The sequence below is a fragment of the Arcicella aurantiaca genome, assembly GCF_003148625.1.
GTDB classification, from domain to species: Bacteria; Bacteroidota; Bacteroidia; order Cytophagales; family Spirosomataceae; genus Arcicella; species Arcicella aurantiaca.
Window position 1 is genome coordinate 1 of the sequence record NZ_QGGO01000004.1, and the last position, 20,399, is coordinate 20,399.

The 20,399-nt window shown below is 34.9% G+C and carries 15 protein-coding genes and 1 pseudogene; 7 read left to right on the forward strand and 9 right to left on the reverse strand.

Annotated features, from left to right (window positions below; genetic code table 11):
* Nucleotides 1–288 (forward strand): annotated as a pseudogene (locus LV89_RS25015) (IS4-like element ISLpn9 family transposase); the annotation flags it as partial.
* Here LV89_RS25015 and LV89_RS04525 read toward each other — a convergent pair.
* A complete protein-coding gene (locus tag LV89_RS04525; protein WP_109741684.1) occupies nucleotides 254–1,348 on the reverse strand; it encodes a hypothetical protein in 1,095 nt (364 codons plus the stop codon). The pseudogene LV89_RS25015 and the gene LV89_RS04525 sit on opposite strands and share 35 nt — an antisense overlap.
* A gap of 192 nt (nucleotides 1,349–1,540) precedes the next feature.
* Between LV89_RS04525 and LV89_RS04530 the strand changes: the two genes are divergently transcribed.
* Together LV89_RS04530 and LV89_RS04535 are read left to right on the forward strand one after the other, a co-directional pair.
* Nucleotides 1,541–2,863, forward strand: a complete 1,323-nt coding sequence (locus tag LV89_RS04530; RefSeq protein WP_109741685.1) for an alpha-L-fucosidase — start codon at nucleotides 1,541–1,543, stop codon at nucleotides 2,861–2,863.
* 273 nt (nucleotides 2,864–3,136) lie between these two features.
* Complete coding sequence (locus LV89_RS04535; RefSeq protein WP_109741686.1) at nucleotides 3,137–4,432, forward strand: DUF2851 family protein; 1,296 nt, start codon at nucleotides 3,137–3,139, stop codon at nucleotides 4,430–4,432.
* Between the two features lie 218 nt (nucleotides 4,433–4,650).
* Here the strand turns inward: LV89_RS04535 and LV89_RS04540 are convergent, their stop codons facing one another.
* Both LV89_RS04540 and LV89_RS04545 read right to left on the reverse strand, forming a co-directional pair.
* Nucleotides 4,651–5,826, reverse strand: coding sequence for a class I SAM-dependent methyltransferase (locus LV89_RS04540; protein ID WP_109741687.1), 1,176 nt, complete (start codon nucleotides 5,824–5,826; stop codon nucleotides 4,651–4,653).
* 108 nt (nucleotides 5,827–5,934) lie between these two features.
* Nucleotides 5,935–6,501 carry a hypothetical protein gene (locus LV89_RS04545; RefSeq protein WP_109741688.1) on the reverse strand — a complete coding sequence of 189 codons (567 nt, stop codon included), beginning with the start codon at nucleotides 6,499–6,501 and terminating at the stop codon, nucleotides 5,935–5,937.
* Between the two features lie 144 nt (nucleotides 6,502–6,645).
* Between LV89_RS04545 and LV89_RS04550 the strand changes: the two genes are divergently transcribed.
* A complete protein-coding gene (locus tag LV89_RS04550) occupies nucleotides 6,646–7,344 on the forward strand; it encodes a fatty acid desaturase (RefSeq protein ID WP_109741689.1) in 699 nt (232 codons plus the stop codon).
* A gap of 176 nt (nucleotides 7,345–7,520) precedes the next feature.
* The gene (locus LV89_RS04555) at nucleotides 7,521–10,652 is read left to right on the forward strand and encodes an SdrD B-like domain-containing protein (RefSeq protein WP_109741690.1); all 3,132 of its coding nucleotides are present in this window, start codon (nucleotides 7,521–7,523) and stop codon (nucleotides 10,650–10,652) included.
* A gap of 344 nt (nucleotides 10,653–10,996) precedes the next feature.
* Here the strand turns inward: LV89_RS04555 and LV89_RS04560 are convergent, their stop codons facing one another.
* The 6 genes from LV89_RS04560 to LV89_RS04585 form a co-directional block, all read right to left on the reverse strand.
* Nucleotides 10,997–11,494: an acyl-CoA carboxylase biotin carboxyl carrier protein subunit gene (locus LV89_RS04560; protein WP_109741691.1), complete on the reverse strand. Its 498-nt coding sequence runs from the start codon at nucleotides 11,492–11,494 to the stop codon at nucleotides 10,997–10,999.
* 82 nt (nucleotides 11,495–11,576) lie between these two features.
* Nucleotides 11,577–12,482, reverse strand: a complete 906-nt coding sequence (locus LV89_RS04565) for a DMT family transporter (RefSeq protein ID WP_109741692.1) — start codon at nucleotides 12,480–12,482, stop codon at nucleotides 11,577–11,579.
* 63 nt (nucleotides 12,483–12,545) lie between these two features.
* Nucleotides 12,546–13,142, reverse strand: a complete 597-nt coding sequence (locus tag LV89_RS04570) for a Crp/Fnr family transcriptional regulator (protein WP_109741693.1) — start codon at nucleotides 13,140–13,142, stop codon at nucleotides 12,546–12,548.
* Between the two features lie 164 nt (nucleotides 13,143–13,306).
* Nucleotides 13,307–13,843, reverse strand: a complete 537-nt coding sequence (locus LV89_RS04575; RefSeq protein ID WP_109741694.1) for a DUF8685 domain-containing protein — start codon at nucleotides 13,841–13,843, stop codon at nucleotides 13,307–13,309.
* Between the two features lie 209 nt (nucleotides 13,844–14,052).
* Nucleotides 14,053–15,018: a DUF4249 domain-containing protein gene (locus tag LV89_RS04580; protein ID WP_109741695.1), complete on the reverse strand. Its 966-nt coding sequence runs from the start codon at nucleotides 15,016–15,018 to the stop codon at nucleotides 14,053–14,055.
* A 103-nt stretch (nucleotides 15,019–15,121) separates the two neighbouring features.
* Nucleotides 15,122–17,533, reverse strand: a complete 2,412-nt coding sequence (locus LV89_RS04585; protein WP_109741696.1) for a TonB-dependent receptor — start codon at nucleotides 17,531–17,533, stop codon at nucleotides 15,122–15,124.
* 579 nt (nucleotides 17,534–18,112) lie between these two features.
* Here LV89_RS04585 and LV89_RS04590 point away from each other — a divergent pair.
* Together LV89_RS04590 and nagB are read left to right on the forward strand one after the other, a co-directional pair.
* Nucleotides 18,113–18,313: a helix-turn-helix transcriptional regulator gene (locus LV89_RS04590; RefSeq protein WP_109741697.1), complete on the forward strand. Its 201-nt coding sequence runs from the start codon at nucleotides 18,113–18,115 to the stop codon at nucleotides 18,311–18,313.
* 84 nt (nucleotides 18,314–18,397) lie between these two features.
* On the forward strand, nucleotides 18,398–20,299 hold the full coding sequence (gene nagB / locus LV89_RS04595) for a glucosamine-6-phosphate deaminase (RefSeq protein WP_109741698.1): 1,902 nt from the start codon (nucleotides 18,398–18,400) through the stop codon (nucleotides 20,297–20,299).
* Nucleotides 20,300–20,399: the final 100 nt, after the last annotated feature.

Below are 20,399 nucleotides of genomic sequence, written 5' to 3' on the forward strand. Positions count from 1 at the left end.
ACTATTGAGTGTTTTTTTAAAGCCATTAAAACCGCTGGTTTTAATATAGAAGATACTCACTTGAAAGACCAAAAACGCCTCGAAAAACTATTAGCAGTTATTGCCATTGCTTTTGTTTGGGTGTATTTGATTGGTGATTATGAAAATCAACAAAAAACAATCCCTATTTTAGCCCATCAAAGAAGAGCTTTTAGCATTTTTAGGTATGGATTAGACCACCTAATAAAAGCATTAACCTTTGATAGTCAGATAATTAAACATTACTTACAACTTTTGACACGTACTTAGCTGAAATATCATATAATTGTACACCCACAGGAGCATTAGGAATACTAATAAAACGTTCGGGTAAAGCATTTTGATTAAGATTGAAAACCTTTTCCGTTGTGCCATTCATATCAAAATTTTGTGGGTAAATCAGTTTTAGATATGACACCGAATATTGGTCATTTAAAGAAGCGTTTGAACGTGTTGAAACTCGTAGCTTATCATTTGTAATATCTTGGAAATTTACAATTTTAGAAGATTTGTGAGTAGAATAATTATTGAAGAAAATAGTATCAATTAATCTTTGTTTTGAGTCTTCATTAAACCAAGTTTCAATCGAATGCTGTCCTGCGGAACGACCTGCAAAAAGGATTTCTAAGGTAGGCTTTATAGAATCCGATTTTATGATATTTTTAAGAATGAAATTAAAACTTGTAGAAATATTCGGTTGCTGAATTTCACCCGACCAACCTTTTCCATACGAATAATTACTATTTAAAATCCCTGAATTTAGGGTCGTTCCAATTGGCTCTGGTTGCCCTTCTGAATATGATAGGGTAAATAATTGCAGACTTTCTTCGAGATGAAAAGTCTCTAATTTTAGATTTCTTTCATTAGTTTTCTGCAAAGCCTTCATTCTTTTACCGACTTGATTATCAGTAGAATATGTCAAGAAATACGAAGCAGTATCGGTGTATAAACTATAATACTGATGAGGTTGAGATTTGGCAGGAGCATAAAGCAGAGAATCTAAAGAACCGTCGTTTCCTTCGGCATAAAATTCTATAAAATCACCGTTATTAAACTGTTGGTCATCTTCGCCTTTGATAAAAATAGCTTGTTCATACCCATTCCTAAATAATTGTATTTTTTGAGGATTGACATTGATTGGAAACCCCGAAGATTTTAATTCTTCGTAGTCAATTTGATAGATGCCTTTCTGTGTGATTTTAATTTTAAAATATGACTGTTTATAATTAATCCACTCATTACCAATGTTTTGGGCATTTGTCTTGATTGGGATAATTATGACAAAATAGAGTAGGTAGAATAAAGTTTTTGTATAAAAATTGTGTAGCATACGTATAAGTTTTATGAATTCCCAAAATTCACATTTTATAAGAAATAAATAAAATAGTTTGAGATATTTATCTGAAAATGTTTAATCATAATCATATTTTTTCTGTAAATACTCACAATGCTGGACATTTTAGTAGATGAAATTTGAGTATATTGCTGTTGAAATTTTCTTCATTCAACCAAATCAAAAACTATGAAAAAAATAATATTATCTCTCCTTTGTTTAGCTACCTCAATTTTTACTTTCGCACAAACGGGATACACGCCAACAGCTGAAAACCTGAAAGCCCGTGAAGAATTCCAAAACATGAAATACGGAATGTTTATTCACTGGGGATTGTCGAGCCTTTTGGGTGATGGCGAGTGGGTGATGCAAAACCAAAATATTCCTGTAAAGGATTATACAAGGCTACAAAAAGTCTTTAATCCTATTGATTTTAATGCCAAAACTTGGGTAGAAATTGCCAAGAATTCGGGCATGAAATACATTACGTTGATTACTCGCCACCACGATGGGTTCAGTAATTTTGATACCAAACAGTCGGATTGGAATATTATGAAAACGCCTTTCAAACGTGATATTGTAAAAGAAATTGCAGATGAATGTCATAAACAAGGTATTAAAATTTGTTTTTATTATTCGCTATTAGACTGGTACAGAGATGATTATCCTTACGAAACAGGAAAGACAGGAAAAGGCACAGGACGCACCAAAAAGAGCGATTATGCGAGTTATCTAAAATTTATGAAAGCTCAATTAACCGAACTTTTGACTAATTACGGCGAAGTTTCAACGATTTGGTTTGATGGACATTGGGACCAATTGGCGAATGACCATGACAAAACTTTGAGTTCAAAAATTGATTGGAAGTACGAAGAAATTTACTCGTTAATTCATAAGCTTCAACCGCAATGTATGATTGGTAATAATCACCATTTAATGCCAATTGCTGGAGAAGATTTTCAAATGTTTGAGAAAGATTTACCGGGAGGAAATTCAACAGGTTTTGGCGGTGCCGATATTTCACCGTTACCACTCGAAACTTGCGAAACCATCAGTGATGCTTGGGGCTTTAATATCAACGACCATAAATATAAATCAACCAAACAATTGGTGGATTATTTGGTAAAAGCGGCGGGTTTTGGAGCTAATTTTTTGTTGAATGTTGGACCAATGCCAAATGGAGAAATTCAACCAGAATTTGTGGAAAGATTAGCTCAAATGGGCGATTGGCTGAAGGTTTATGGAGAAACAATCTATGGCTCAAAAGGTGGGTTTGTGCGTCCGCAAGCATGGGGAGCTGTTACTGAAAAAGGTAATAAAATGTACATTCATCTTTTGAATTATAAAGACGATAAATTTATGTTGAAAATCCCTCAAAATGTAAAATCGGCTAAGTTTTTTGTGGGAAAATCGCCTGTAAAATTCCAAAAATTGGATAACGATTATTATGTTTTTGATGTGGCTTCTTTCGATAAAAATGCTTTGGATAATGTCATTGAATTGGAAAAATAAAATGGAAGTATCAACTATTTGTCGCAGACAAATTTAGACCACAGATTGGACTGATTTACACAGATAAAATCAGTATAATCCGTTCAATCTGTGGTCTATTGTTTGTCTTGTGACAAACCCTTTATAGTTTCAAAATAATATTTGGTTTTTAACACAGTTTATTCCGAAATAACATTCCATATTCACCTTATTTTTGCCATTAATATCATCATATTTAAAACGGATTTATATAAAATGGCAAGTTTATAAATTCGTACTTAATTCTACTAAAACATGAATGAATCATTTCTACATTTTTTGTGGCAATTCCAAAATTTCGACAAATTGAATCTGCAAACTGCTGATAACGAATTAGTTGAGATTGTTAAAGTTGGACGATTGAACTCCGATTCTGGAGCAGATTTCCAAGATGCTCGCCTTATTATTGGTGATGTTGAATGGGCAGGAAGCGTTGAAATTCACCTAAAATCTTCTGATTGGGATATTCATAAACACCAATTTGATACTTCCTATCAAAACGTAATTCTGCACGTGGTTTGGGAAGATGATAAACCCATTTTACGGAAAGACGGCACAAAAATTCCGACGATTATTTTACGTGAAAGAGCTGATAAAAATCTCCTCCGAAAGTACGAAGCTTTAATGGAAAGCAGAGCTGAAATGCCTTGCCAAAGCCAATTTAGAGAAGTGGACGACATTAAAAAACTATCCATGTTAGACAAGGTTTTGATGAAACGTCTGCAAGATAAGTCTTTGATTGTGAGCCAATTTTTGCAAGAAAATAAGCAAGATTGGGAAGAAACAACGTATCAGATTTTAGCCAAAAATTTTGGTTTTAAATTGAATGCTGAACCATTTTTGAGTCTATCTAAAAATCTTCCTTTGAAAATTCTGCAAAAACATCGGGATAATTTAAAGCAAATTGAAGCCCTAATTTTTGGCGTTGCGGGTTTTCTACAAAATGAAAATAACGAAATTGAATGGGACGATTATCGAAAAAATCTACAAAAAGAATTTCAGTTTTTAGCTTCAAAATATCAATTGCACGATAAAATTTTGGGTCATCACGAATGGAAATATTTAAGGCTTCGTCCTGCCAATTTTCCAACGGTTCGATTGGCTCAATTTGCTAAATTTATACATGAAAATGCCAATCTTTTTTCGGTATTAATTCATCTCGAAAATGTAAAAAGTTTAGCTAAAATCTTGAAAGTACAACAATCTGATTATTGGATTGAGCATTACGTTTTTGGCAAAAAATCGGAAGGGAAAGTGCCAACTTTAGGAAATACTTCGGTAGAAAATGTGGTGATAAATACGGTTGTGCCGTTGTTGGTTGCTTATGCCAATCAAAAAGATAATCGGGATTATTTAGAAAAAGCCATTCGTTTATTAGAAGAAATTTCCGCCGAAGAAAATAATATCACAAAGCATTGGCAATCAATGGGTTTGAAAATAAAATCAGCCTTCGATTCACAAGCAAGTATTGAATGGCACAATCATTTTTGCTTGGCTAAAAAGTGTTTAGAATGTAATGTTGGCGTGGATATTTTGAAGGGGAAAGGCTGAGTATGACATTTCGCAAGACCATTAATATACTGATTTTAAATCAGTGCAAGCGAGGTTTGGAGGAACTTCCCGAAAGTTCTAAAACTTTCGGGAAGTTAATTTTAAAGTTCTCGCTCACCCTGATTTGTAACCCCAGTGGAACTGTCAGGCGTGGTTTGGTCTTGCGTTTTTAACGCTAATAAATGCGACACAGTCGCAAGACCAAAAATGCACTGATTTTAAATCAGTGCAAGCAACCTCTCCAAATGATGATAATCAATCCCAAAATACGCTTTCGTAGCTTTTAATTTCTCTAAAATCTCCACTTGCTTTTTCGGATTTACTTTGCCTTTTATGCCTACCACTAATACGTTTTTAGGCGTGTGTGCGTCGGAAATAAACTGAAAAACTTTGGTTTTGTAGCCAAAATATTCCAAAATCATGGCTCTGATGCCGTCCGTTACCATTTCGGCTTGGCGTTCTAAGAAAATGCCGTATTTGGTTAAAAAGTCCAATTCGTTAGAGGCTTTATTTTTCTCAATTTCTCTTCTGATTTGTTTATGACAACACGGAGCAACCACAATTAAATCAGCTTCTGCGGTGATTCCTTTGTAAATGGCATCGTCGGTTGCAGTATCGCAGGCGTGTAGGGCAATGAGAATATTGGTGTCGGTACTGTCGAAGTTTTCAATCGTTCCTTCCACAAAATTCAAACCGTCAAATCCTGTATTTTGGGCAATTGAATTACATAATTCCACCATATCGGGGCGAAATTCTACGCCAATTACCGATGGTTTTAATGCCAAAACATTCGTCAAGTAATCGTACAGAGCAAAAGTTAAATAACCTTTTCCCGACCCCATATCAACTACTTTTTTCAGATTTTCGGCAGGAATTTCTTTGATTAAAGAACTCAAAATATCAACGTAATGATTGATTTGCTTGTATTTATCCTGAGCATTTTTGAAAACATTTCCCTCCGCATCGGTAATTTTTAGTTCATGCAAATAAGCTTTTGCATTGGTTTCAATCAAACGTTTTTTAGAACGGTCGTGGTCGAGCGAAACTTGTGTTTTTTGAGTTGGATTAATTTTCCGCAACGTAATCTTTTGATTATTAAGTTGTTCCCAAATTAAATCAAACTCATTGGTAAAAAGCGTTGAAACTTTAAAACCTTCTTCTAATGCTTTTTGGATAAGATTTATGCCTTCTTCAATCGTGAAATTTTTGGTAATGTCACGAGTTTTATAACGATAGGTAAAGTTGAGTTTTTCCTCTCTCTTTATCAAAATTCGCTTGATATAAATATTTTTCAGTCCTTCTTCCGAGCCTTTATAATTGCCCAAAGAAAGTTTAACAAAAGTATTTTGAGCGATACTTTCGGAAAGAGCATTGATGAATTGGTTAGTTTGCAATGTAAGTAAGAGTTGGAATTTAGGTGTTAAGATTTAGCACCATCATGAACTTGATTATCAATGACTTCTGAAATTTTAAAATATAGCCTCTGCGTGCCACCATGAAACTTATTCTGATTCTGAGATTTCAAAAACCTTCGGTAGCCCCATTTGTACGGCATAAAAGGAAGTCCCGTTGCTATAAATATTTTCTAACAATACATTGACATCACTATAAAAATCAAATTGAATATCTGGATGAAGTTTTACTAATTTCTTCATGAGAAAATCTGTCCTTTTTACGACATAATTTGTGAGTGTATCGGTCTTTGAATTGTATTTTGAAATCCATTTTAATTGCTTCTCAAAACAGTCTTTCAATAGTTTTAAGGTCAATTCTACTTCGCCATATTTATCTTTGGTCACTTTTACATGACGAGAAATATCACTGTTTAAATAACGCATATCCATCATTAAATAACCAGACGACATGGCATCTAATCGGTAAAGTTTGTCAATGGCAGTTCTGACCTCATCTCTTCTAAACTCAACACTTGTTCCTTCTTCAACCAATGTGAATTGTAATTGCTGAACCAGAATGTCATCTTTGCCGACAAGTCTCAATAATAGTTTATCTTTATCTTTTTGTGGCATCGATAAAATTGCCAACTGTAAGTCTTTTTCTAATTTTGCCATCAAATGTAACACGGACAGCCTTGTCCGCCGTTTTAAAACATAACTTGTAACAAAGTTAAGGAATTAGGGGTTAATTCAGCAGTGTTTAGTTTCAGCTTCAATATAAAGACTTCAAAGGTTCAAGTTTTTATTGATTAAAAATTTATGAAAAATAAAGGAATATTATATGCCATCAGTATTATTTCACTTTGGTTAGTGGCGTTGGTGTATTTATTAAACTATAAAATTGATTTTTATAATCCGCTTGTTTATGTATTTGTATTGGTACAAACGCATTTATACACAGGGATTTTTATCACCGCCCATGATGCTATTCATGGAGTGGTTGCTCCCGACAACAAAAAGTTAAATTATTGGATTGGCTTTCTTTGTGCTACCATTTTTGCGTATAATAATTATGAAAAACTTTCACGCAAGCATCATTTGCACCATGCTCATGTGGTAACAGAAAATGACCCCGATTATTATAATGGCAATTTCTTTAGGTGGTATTTGAAATTTGCGTTAGAGTACGTAACTGTCTGGCAAATTCTCTTCATGGCTATTACGTATAATATTTTGAAGTTATTTTTCCCGATGGAAAATCTGATTGTTTTTTGGGAAATTCCTGCCATTCTGAGTACTCTTCAACTGTTTTATTTTGGTACCTATTTACCTCATCGGGGAGAACACGCACCAACTGATAAATACAAAGCTCGTAGTCAAAAACTCAATCATTTCGTAGCCTTTATGAGCTGTTATTTTTTTGGGTATCATCACGAACATCACGCTTATCCATACCTTCCTTGGTGGAAATTAGCAGATGCCAAAGAGCGAGAAGCTACTTTAATAAATGAAGTTTAAGTCCAATTTTTAAAAATAAAAAATACGCTTAAATACTTCAAATTCGGCATTTTTAATATTTTCCTATCTGATTTCGAATAATTTTATAACAAATTTTAGAATTCTTCGGCACTATTTTTGCTCAGTTCATACCGTCAGTTTCCAACAATTAAACCGCCATTAATTGGTAAAAACAAATGAATATTTATGTACCCGTTTGTGGAAGACGGGCAGAGTTGCGTCTATTTAAACACACCAAAAGACTGTTTGCCATTATTCCTCTATTTCTATTTTTCACCCTCCCTTTACACGCCCAAGTTTCGGGGCGAGTCTATAAGGATTTTAACGTTAATGGTACTTGGGATAGTACCGCAACTTATCTTGACCAAGTCTGGGCTGGAGTCAGAGTTGAAGCATACAACAATGCAGGAGTTTTGAAAGGATTTGCCCTTACCAACACTCAAGGAAAGTATTCAATTCCTAATGTTACAGGAAACCTTAGAATACATTTCATTTTACCTGAGCATTACACCGATGGTTTTATTACCAAATCAGGGCATAGTAGTCAGTCGAGTATCCAAATGGTTAATGCTCCTGTTTCAGGAGTAGATTTGGGAATGAACCTTGCTGATGATTACTGTGGAGATGACCCTTCGGTGGTAGTTCCATGTTATGTAGTTGGTATCGGAGACCATCTTACCCCTAATGACGCATTGGCTTCTTTTAAGTATTCTGCATCAGGTACAGACCATAGCCAGATAGGAATGCCCAATTCATCAATTTTTATGGTTGGCTCTACTTGGGGAGGAGCATATCAGCGAGAAACAGGTTCGTTTTTTGCATCTGCTTTCATGAAAAGGCACGCTGGTTTTGGTATAGGTGGTACTGGTGCAATTTATGTTACCAAAAATGTGATGAATCCCACTCAGTCTTCTACTGAGTTGTATCTCAAACTGTCTGATTTTGGTATTAATACAGGAGATGACCCCCATTCAATACCTAATTTTCAAATGGATACTATTAATGCTAATGGAAACCCTTTTGATGAAGTAGGTAAAATGTCTTTGGGAGATTTAGATATTTCCAGCGATGGTAAATATTTATTTGTCGTGAATTTAAAAGAACGAAAATTACACCGAATCTTTATCGACGTTCCTCATAAACCTTCGGGAAGTATTACCGCTTCAGATATTACTTCTTGGGATATTCCAAGTGGATTTGATGAATTGAACAAAGGAATTGGTCGTCCATTTGGGCTTTGTGTAAGACAAAATAAAGTTCTTTTGGGTGTTACTTGTGATGCCTCCATTTCAAAAGATAGTACAGATTTAAAAGCAAGAATTTATGAATTTGAGCCTGACGCTTCAACTCCTAATTGGAATTTAATGATTGAATTTCCCCTCAATTATAAAAAAGGGCTTGCTACTGGCGAACGTCCAGAATCAGGAAAATGGTATCCTTGGATTTCAGATTGGTATGTAGCTGGTTTGCCTGAGTTTATGCGTGGAAGACCAGACCCAACAGTAGATAAATATATAGCTTACTCAATGCCGTTGCTTTCAGATATTGAATTTGACTCTGATGGCTCGCTGATTGTTGCTTTTACAGACCGTTTTAGTCATCAAATACGTTTTGCAGGTGTTGATGCACATGGAGAACATCATGGAACATTTGGCTTTGACCCACGTTTGGGAGGAGACATTCTCAGAATTGGCAAATGTGATGGTATCAATTGGACCTTAGAAAATAACGGTACCGTTTGTGGTAATTCTACTCTCGGACAAAATAACAATCAAGGTGTTGGAGGAGGAGAGTTTTATATAGGAGATTCTAACGACCCTCTCGGGCATTATGAACTAAGCGTTGGTTCATTAGCTTTCAAACCCGGCTCACGTGAGATATTACTTGCTTCTACTGACCCAATTAGACCATATTCAGCGGGAGTAACTTGGCTTAGTAATGAGACTGGAGCGAAAAGAAGAGCCTTTGAGGTAATTGAGGAGTTGAATAATATCATCAACAATGCTCCAGTATATTATGGAAAAGCCAGCTCATTAGGAGATATGAATATGATATGTGACCCAGCTCCACTTGAAATCGGAAATTTACTTTGGAAAGATAATAACGGTAATGGTATCCAAGATGCGGGAGAACCCGGTCTTGCATCTGTTATACTACATTTGGTAAACTCTGATAATAAAACCGTTGGAAAAGACACCACAGATATAAATGGGGTTTATGCTTTTAATCATTTCAATGTTGTAGATACACTTGGGGTTTTACGTCCTAATTGGTTAGGTCCACAACCAAGAACTCAATATAGAATATTAGTAAAAGGGAAAGCAATTAATGTTGCTCCTACGTTGGTATCTAAGAAAAAAGCATTAGTAAATACACCTAATGATTTATATTCTGGGTCGATTATTACGGGAGGAAATAAAGTAGCTGTGGATACTACCACCAATAATGGAGGTTGGAAAATTGATGATAGTGTTTTAGGAAATGTCAATGCTGGTTCTGGTCCCAATCAAGATTTATTAGATTCAGATGGTATTCTTATTGGTAATGATGGTTCTATTACTGTTACAACAGGTGGAGTGGGAGAGTCAAATCACTCTTATGATTTTGCCTATTGTCCATTACCAAAATTAGACTTAGTTGCTCAAAAAGCAACTTGTGATTCTATCACTGACCAACTTAAAAATAATGCTAAAATTATATTGTCAAACTTAGAATTTGCCCAAAAAGTAGGTTATTCAATTGGTACAACTTACACTGGACCATCATTTGCCAATGCAACAGACCTAAATGGCAAAACCTATTTTGTACTTGATAGTTTGGCAGGAGGTGCTACTGCAACAGTTTATACAGTACGAGTTTTCAATGCCAGTGATGGCTGCTCAAGAGACGTCCAAGTGACTATTGATGGAACAATTTGTACTCCTTGTAAAATAACTGCAAACATACAAGCTCCTTCAATTAAAGTCTATCATAACGGAACACTCTATGATGCTACGGATGATTATTTTACAACCTTAATATCAACAAATGTGATTAGTGCTGGAGCATCAGGTTTATACGAAGTAGTTGTAAATGCCAATGCCAATGGTACAGGAGGTACAGTATTGAATATAGGAGGTACAGCTTATGGTTCAACTATTCGTGTAGGTTTAGGGAAAGAGTTAAAGGCAAATAGCCAACCCGTAAAACTAACCGTAAGAGATATGAATAAACCTGCTTGTTTTGAAACCATTACAGTTCAAGCAGACCCTTTTACGATAGTATGTAAAGACAATATTTGTTTACCCGTGAGTATTACCAAAAAATAAAAAGTTTTAGGGCTTAGATGAATAGGTTAGTTTATACTGAACCTGTTTAAAAAGGTATTGCGTATCTGAATCTCAACGGAAATCGTCGTTTTGAACGACGATTTCCGTAAACCCTAATCCCTATTTAATTAGACTTCCTGCGAAAGTGTTTTAAGTCGTAAAACAACATCTTTTCGAGTGAAAATATACCATTTTTCAATCATAAAACACTTTCGCAGGAAGTCTATTCTACTTTTGGAGATAGCATTCAAATACAAAAACTGAAAATCTAACTTGACACATTTTAGGGAATCCCCTCTTTATTTACGTGACTAACTTCGCTTTTTCTTTATTCTCCCCTATTTTCATTCAAATTCAATAAGAATCTGATTTTTTTCTACGTTTTGTTTTGGTAAAACTTTGATGGTCTTTACAATTCCTTCGCCAACGGCTTTTAATACATTTTCCATTTTCATGGCTTCTAAAATCAAGATGGTATCGCCTTTTTTTACAGAGTCCCCCACTTTTACTTTTACGTCCACGATTAAACCTGGCATAGGAGCTTTTAGGTCGTTTACTTTTGTAGCGTTGGCATTTCCCATTCCCAATTGGTCGAGCAAAATGTCAAAACGGTCTTTTACTGAAACTGAATATTTACTTTTATTGATTTTAATCAAAAATGATTTTGATTGATAATCTGTTTCTAAAACTTCCGCATTGAATGAGCGATTGTTGTACAGAATATGGAAATTACCATCTTTAATCTCAACCATATCCCAATTGAATGGCTGAGCATTTACCGAGATTCCAGATTTATCTAATTGAATATCAAATGTTTGGTTATTAACTGTGGCTTTGAGCATATCGTTGAGGAATAAATGATGAATGATAAGTAAAAAGCCACAAGTATTTTCATATTATTGAGTACTTATAACTCATAACTTTCTATGATTTATTCACCAAATATACACCAACTAAAATTATTCCCATACCTAAAAAGTGCTGAATTTGTATAGTTTCTCCGTCAATAATTCCCCATATAATTGCTACAATTGGAATAAGATACGTTACAGAACTTGCCAATACTGCACTGGTCATTTGTATCAATCTATTGAATAAAACCATAGCAATAGCTGAACCCATTACACCTAAAAGAACACCATAGAAAAGTGGAGCAATAGCGTCTGAACTTTGCATTTTTTGTAAAAAATCTCCACTAAATAGTACAATTAAAGCTACTGGCCCAATGGTGGTAAATATGAAAGAAGTAATTTGAAATGGCGTTAGGTCTAAGCCTGTCAGATATTTTTTGGTAATGTTAAGATTTAAGCCATAGAAAACCGTTGCTGCTACTACGTAAAGAGCATACACGTTAAAATTAAGCCCTTTTGCTCCTGCTAAAATCAATAATAAAGCTCCAATAAAACCCAATACAATACCAATTGTCTGTTTAGAAGTTATTTTATTACCAAAGAAAAGACCTCCAACAATCAGCGTAAAAAGCGGAGTGGTTGAATTTAATGCCCCCGAAACACCACTGTCTAATTTTGCCCCTGCCAAAGAAAATAAATAAGCGGGAAATAAATTGCCCAAACAGCCAACCAATAAAAAAATGTGAGCCTTTTGAAAAGGAATCTTTTTGAGATTTGTTAAAACGAAAGGTAAAAAGAAAAGAAATGCAGCCCCAATACGTAATGAGCCTACTTGTGAGGCATCAAAAACAACAAGACTTTTCTTGACAAGAATAAATGAACTGCCCCAAATAACGGCTAATAAAGCTAATAAACTCCAAGCTAAAGTAGGATTTTGAAGTTTTGAAATGGTTTGTTGATTCGTATTTTTTGTTTCCATAAAAATATAACCACCTCAGTTTCAGGAAAGTTTCATGGTAGGTGAGATACCCCATAACTAAATCTATCCCTTAATACTATTCCGAATTCTGCTCAAACTATCTGGATGAATCCCTAAATACGATGCTAAGTCTTTTATTGGAATCAATCGTAAGGCATCTGGCTGATTTTCAAGCAAATGCAAATAGCGATGTTCGGCGGTTTTTGAAATTAAAGTATATGTTCTGCGAGTTTCCCGAATATAAAGTTGTTCGGCAATATGACGATGAAAGCGTTCTGCATTTTTGGAGGTTTCTAATAATTCTAAAACTGGAGGATAATATAATCGATAAGCTTTAATATTAGTTACCGCTTGAATTGATATGGCAGACGGAATCTGTGCTAAGCAAGAAGCAAATGAACTTACCAAATTTCCCTGAAAACCTAAATCAACACAAATTTCCTTGCCGTCTTCAGTAATTGCTTCGTATTTTACTGCACCTTCCAGAATAAAATAAGCATACTTTTCTACGTCTCCTCTTTTTGTTAGAAACGCTTTCTTCTTGAATGAAACTTCTTCAATAATATTTTGATAAAAATTCCATTCTTCCGATGAAAAATTGGCTAATCTAAAAATAGATTCTTTTACAAGATGAATCTTATTGGAAGCTGATAAGGGCATTTTTTAAATTATTGGTTATGGATTTTAAGGGCGGCGTTTTATAGTTTTCCTGACAAATATAGGTTTTTACGGGTATAAAAAAACTACCGTTTGCTAATAGTCTCAAAAAAATTGAGCGTTTTTAACAAACGGTAGTATATTTTGAAATCTATGTTAGCAAAAAATTACGCTTCTGCCATTGCTTTTTCACCTACAAAAATATGTTCTTGGTGCTTAAAGAGAACGTTAAATGAAGTGAGTGTTCCGTAAATTTTGGTAATATATTGTTGAAGATTTACTTTTTCTTCGTCTTCCAAATTACTCGAATTGATTCTTTGTTCCATCACACGCAGGCGGTCACGTACCATCACAATTTTATGAAAAAACGCATCAATGGGCATTTCTTTGTTTGATAAATCTTGTCTGCCCGGTTTCAATATTATCTTTCCACCTTTCCATTTATCGCCCAAAGGTACATTTTCAGTAAAATCCGACCATTTTTGTAAGATTTTGGAAAGAGACATTTCTACATCTAAAAGGCTCACAAGGTCATTATCTCGTTCAACTTCTTCGATAATTTCCAACGGAAAATCTAATTTGATAACCTTCATGCCCGATTGCATAAAAGTAATATGATAACCACTTGATTTTACATTGACAATTACTCCATCACCATAGTCTGCATGACGAATACGTGAGCCTATTCCTAATATTTTTGACATAGCAAATTTACATTTTTAGATTAAAGTAAGGATTATACTGATAGTCTTTACAAAGGGTATGCCATTTATGATGAGCAAATAGAAATTAGGATTCCTTCAATACAATATATTCCGTAACCCACTAACAATCAGCATTTTCAAAATAAAAAAGGAACGCTTAATGGCGTCCCTTTCTAAATGATAATTCTGTTATTGATTTAATACAGTGTTTAATCCGTAAAATCTTTAACTGCTTTTGTTTTATCAACTACAACCTCCATCGACGTAACGGCTGAAGTACCAAACCAACCTGCGGCTTGTTTGGCTGAATTTGTATTGACATTAATAATATTTGATGGAACACGAGCAGCAGGGCGAGCAAACAATCCTGCGTTGTTTAGTTCTTGACGCAACTGTGTCCAGAAATCAAAATGAGCTTCAGTAATTGATAATAATTCTACCTTAATTTTATCATTTTCGTTAAACAATTCTGTGGTTGCCAAACGGCGTAGTGGTGTAATAAATGCTAATGAATCACCAAATGTGCTTTTGTTGGCAATGCCGTCATAGGCAATCACAATATTATCAGCACCATTTCTGAGTTTGCCATTTTGATAAACTTTTATTCGATAACAATCTCCTACGCCTTTCAAATCTCGTGCATAAAACTGAGCATCATAGCCCTTTTTAGGTTTTCCATCGCCTGTCTGACGGACATTGGCATCATCTAATTTATAGACGATAGAATCAATTTTAGGAACTCTATTTAATTTAGATGAAGCCTTATAAATTTCTCCTTCTGACTGTATTTCAAGCGAATAAGTTTTACCAATTACTCCCATCACTTCAGTGGCATTTGTGGGTGTCCACACATATTTTCCTTCATTTTTTAAATCTTTGAATTCATATACTTTTCCTAAATTGTCAGTCACTTTTACCGTAGCATTTTTTACCCCTTCTGGCGTAGCCTCACTCAAAAGGTCTTGCGATTTGGTAAGTCGAATTACTTGTTCACCTGCCAAATTAGTGATTGAACCATCCACCACTAAATATGGGTCTGTTTTCTGTACATCCAACGAAATTACGTCTTCGCAACTTATTAGAAAAAGAGCAGAAACAGCGAATAATGAATAACGAATAAATGAATTAAAGGTTGTATTCACTTCTTGATATATATATTGTTTTGATATTTTCATGATAATTATTTTATCTGAACTATGATTTTTAAGAGTGAAGGATTTAAAAAAATATTCCTAACATTCTCAAATCATGCAAATCCAAGTTCAGCCATTTTTTCATTTAAAACTTAAAATTATACGTTACTGAAGGAATTAAAGAGCCAATAATTGACAGCCTAACCGCCTCACTTTTAACCACTTCTTCAGCTTGTTGTTGAGAACCAGCCGTTGCAGTTGATGTTTTAGGTTGCGTATAAATTGAGAAAGGATTACGACGATTGTACAAATTATAAATAGAAAATACCCATTCAGATTCGCCCTTGCCAAATAATGCTTTCTTGTTTTTCTTGGTTGCCGAAATATCCAAACGATTATAAACAGGCACACGAATATTGCCACGCACACCACCTTCTGTAATACCATAAGTTAAGCCTTCTACAACGCCCTGACGCTCTGGTAAAGAATATGGAACACCCGAAATAAAGGCAAAATTTGCTCCAAAACTCCATTTTTTATTCAGTTCATACTGTCCAACTACGTTTAAAGTATGCGTTCTGTCAAAACGATTGGGATACCAATTTCCTTTGTTCAAACCTTCCACTTGGCGTTCTGTACGAGCTAAAGTGTAGCTTGTCCAACCCGTTAATTTTCCTTTATTTTTCTTCACGAATAACTCAACCCCATACGCACGACCTTTCCCAAACATCAAATCTTTTTCAAAAGTAGGATTCAAGAAAAGATTGGCTCGGTCGGCATAATCAATTTGATTTTGAAAATCCTTGTAATAAACTTCCAAAGAGGTTTCGTACTCATTTTCGCCAAAATTTTTGAAATATCCCAAAGCCACTTGGTCAGTTAATTGAGGCTTAATATTATTGGTGCTTGAAGTCCAAACGTCCAAAGGAGTAGCCGCTGCGGTATTCGACATCAAGTGAATGTACTGAGTCATTCTGTTATAACTTGCCTTGATTGAGCTGTTTTCTCCTGTTTCTAATTTCAGATTGAAACGTGGTTCAAAATTACTGTACGACTGCAAAATTTTATTTTTGTCGTTTACTTTCGTCACAAGGTCATAGCCCGAAGGGTAGGTATCCGAAAACCCAACAAATTTTCTTTCGTAGTAAACATCTTCGCTACTTTTATAATCATACTTTGAAAAACGAATACCGTATTGAAGCGATAATTTAGGCGAAACTTTCCATTCATTTCCGATATAAGCAGAATATTCAACCCCATCTTTTGGAGGAGAACCAAAAGAACGAACATCACTCTGAGAACTCGCCGTAGCTGAACCCGGTGTAAAACTATACGTCAAAACTTGTCCGCCGAAAGTAAGCGTATTATTAGGAGAAATATAATACGTAAAATCAGGTTTAAAACTTAGATTTTCGATATTTGAAGTCCAACGGAAACGGTTATTTGGACGAACATTCTCCAAGTCTGAATCCAATAAATAATCATAATTACTATAAAATGCCGTGGTATTCAAGAACAATTTAGAACTGAAAACGTGATTCCAACGAGCCGACAAAGTGCTATTTCCCCAATTGAAACCAAATTGATTTCCGAAAACATCACGTCCAAAATATCCCGATAAAAACACGGTATTATTCTGATTGATATTGTAGTTTACTTTTGCCGTTAAATCATAAAAATTAAACTTTGTATTGGCGTTATTGCCCGTCAAAAATGGTTTTGCCAAAATATCCGCATACGAACGACGAGCTGCCACAATAAACGAAGCTTTGTCTTTTATGATTGGAGCTTCAATAGATAAACGACTGAAAATAAAGCCAATACCTCCATTTACTTCTAAATTTTTAGCATTCCCTTCTTTCATTCTTACATCTAAAATAGAAGACGCACGACCGCCATATTGAGCAGGAATTCCACCTTTAATCAGTTTTACGTCTTTTACCGCATCAGGATTGAAGATGGAGAAAAAACCAAAAAGGTGAGAAGAATTATACACAGGAGCATCATCTAAAAGCACCAAGTTTTGGTCAACCGCACCACCACGCACGTTGAAACCCGTTGCTCCCTCTCCTACCGTAGAAACCCCCGGTAATAATTGAATGGCACGAACCAAATCGACTTCCCCCAACAAAGCAGGAATCTTTTTAATGGTTTTCATTTCAACTTTGTTGACCGACATTTCAATTTCTTTTACATTATCGTCTTCACGTTTGCCTGTTACGACCACTTCTTCCAACTCTTGTCCGTCTTCTTGCAACTCTACATTGAGTGTAATATTTTGGTCGTTCAGTTTAATATCTCTAAACGATTTTCTGTAACCAACCGAAGTAATCACCAAAGTGTAATTTCCTTTTGGTAAAGTAAGCGAGTAAAAACCGTAGGTATTTGTGGTAGTACCCGTCAGCAATTCTTTCACAAAAACAGACGCTCCAATTAAGCCTTCTCCGTTTTTATTGTCTTTTACATAACCACTAACCGTTAGTTTTTCATTTTGAGCAAACAGACCTAAAGGAAAAAGCAATAACATTAAAAGAGGTTTTTGAATAAATTTTAGCATTTGAATATTAGAATAGTTAAAATTATTATTTTTTATTGCAGTTTAATATTAAACGTTTATCAAATAGATTTAGTTATCATTTTCATGCTTTTTTTCAACAATAGATAAATCAAAAAATTCATCTTATTGATTTTCAAATACTTAAAAAACCAAGATATTAACTCCAACTTTATAATTAATGTAGTACAGTGATTTAAGCATAATAAACCTACATTTGAATAGTACAAAATTACTTTTTAGCATCACAACAAACCTCAATTATTTGATAAACGGTTATAAACGTATAACTCTGACAAACACGATTGGTATCCCCCCTACTCGATTCTTCATTTTTAACATTAAATTAATTTAGCCATTTCTCATTTTTGAAGCGTAAAGCAGTATAAAGTTTTCAGTCATTTATCATAAATTCATTGAACGCATCGGTATTTACCCCTCCATTTTCAGTAATATTTTACAAATACTTAGAAAATTTCAAATATTTTTCATCAATTCGGAATTATAATTCCGAATTACATTTTTTATTTCAATTTTTACTTATACCTTTGCAAAACAATCAGCAACATAACTCAAATATGTATGAACCTTGAACAATTAGGCAATATTATTCGTGAAAGAAGAAACGAACTCTCATTCAGTCAGGAAGTTTTAAGCAATAAAAGCGATGTTGCCATCAAAACAATTCACTCCATAGAATTAGGGAAAGCGAATCCTTCTGTAAAAACACTCGAAAGAATCCTTGATAATTTAGGATTACAAATAATAGTAGTGAATAAATAAATCGCAAAACAGGAAATATATTACCGAATACCTATCAATAACAGACTCACAACAAATTAGAATCATCTTTGATTTACAACAAACATGGAACAAGCTATTAGTTACGAAAGAATTCCAACCAGTATTTATGCAGATTCTGATGCAGCATCAAAAGCTATTGCTCATGAAATCGCCGCAATTATCCGTCAAAAAGCCCATGAAGACAAACCAGCAGTTTTGGGTTTAGCAACGGGGTCATCTCCTAAAAAAGTATATTCTGAATTAATCAGAATGCACCGTGAGGAAGGCTTGAGTTTTCAGAATGTAGTAACTTATAACCTTGATGAATATTATCCAATGGAAGCTGATGCCGTGCAGAGTTATGTGCGTTTCATGCGGGAACAATTGTTTGACCACGTAGATATTCCTGCGGGAAATTGGCATTTGCCAGACGGAACTTTATCGCTTGATAAAATCGGGGAATTTTGTAAAGATTATGAAACACAAATTGAACGTTACGGAGGTTTAGACTTTCAATTATTAGGAATTGGTAGAAATGGACATATTGGTTTTAATGAACCGGGTTCGCTTATCAATTCTCGTACACGTTTAATGACCCTCGATTTGACAACTCAGATTGATGCCGCAGGAGATTTTGGAGGTTTAGCCAAAGTTTCTAAAAAGGCTATCACAATGGGGGTTCAGAAAATCATGGAAGCAAAAAGAGTGGTTCTTTGTGCTTGGGGTGAACACAAAGCCATGAACGTGGCTCGTGCCGTAGAAGGTCAAGTTTCTTCTGATGTTCCTGCTTCTTACTTACAATTACACGAAAACGCATCTTTCATTATTGATACTTCGGCAGCATCGCAATTAACTCGTATGCGTACTCCGTGGATGGTTGATGCTGTAAATTGGGACAGACCGATGATTAAGAAAGCGGTTATTCACTTGGCTTTAACGGTGAATAAACCTGTCTTGAAATTAACAAATTCTGATTATAACGAAAATGGTTTATCTGACCTTTTAGCACTTTATGGTCAGGCGTATGATATTAATATTGAGGTATTTAACTTTTTACAACACTCTATTACGGGTTGGCCGGGTGGAAAACCAAACGCTGACGATTCTAACCGTCCAGAGCGTGCTTATCCTGCCAAGAAAAAAGTTATTATCTTTAGTCCACACCCAGATGACGACATTATTTCAATGGGGGGTACTTTTCAAAGACTTCACGACCAAGGGCATGATGTTCATGTAGTGTATCAAACGTCTGGAAACATTGCCGTAGCTGACGACGAGGCTTTACGTTTTGCAGAATTTGTGGTTGACTTTAACGAAAAATTTGAAGCAAATAATCCAAAAGCAAACCGAATTTATAAAGAGGCAGCCAAATTCTTGAAAGCTAAAAAGGATTCTGAAATTGATACTGAAGAAGTTAGATATATTAAAGGTTTGATTCGTAGAGGAGAAGCCAAAAATACTTGTCGCTACGTTGGAATCAAAAAAGAAAATATGCACTTTTTGGATATGCCTTTTTATGAAACAGGAACGGTTCAGAAAAACCCAATTGGTAAAGAAGATGTGGAAATTGTCATGAATATTATCGACGAAATTCAACCGCATCAAATTTATGCCGCAGGAGATTTAGCCGACCCACACGGAACACACAAAGTTTGTTTGGATGCCATTATGGAAGCCGTTCAAAAATTAAAACACCGTGAATACATGAATAGCTGTTGGGTGTGGTTATACAAAGGAGCTTGGCAAGAATGGGACATCGACCAAATTGAAATGGCTGTTCCAATGTCGCCAGACCAAGTTTTGAAGAAACGTTATGGTATTTTCAAACACCAATCTCAAAAAGACGGTGTGCCATTCCAAGGAACAGATGCTCGTGAATTCTGGCAACGTGCCGAAGACCGAAATAGTAACACTGCTAAATTATATAACCAATTAGGTTTGGCAGAATACGAAGCAATGGAAGCATTTGTGAGATGGAAATTTTAAATAAATATTTCGGCTCAACTTCCCGAAAGTTCTTATTGCAGTAAAAATGTCAAAACCTCCTAAGAGTTACGATTCTTAGGAGGTTTTGACATTTTAAAAC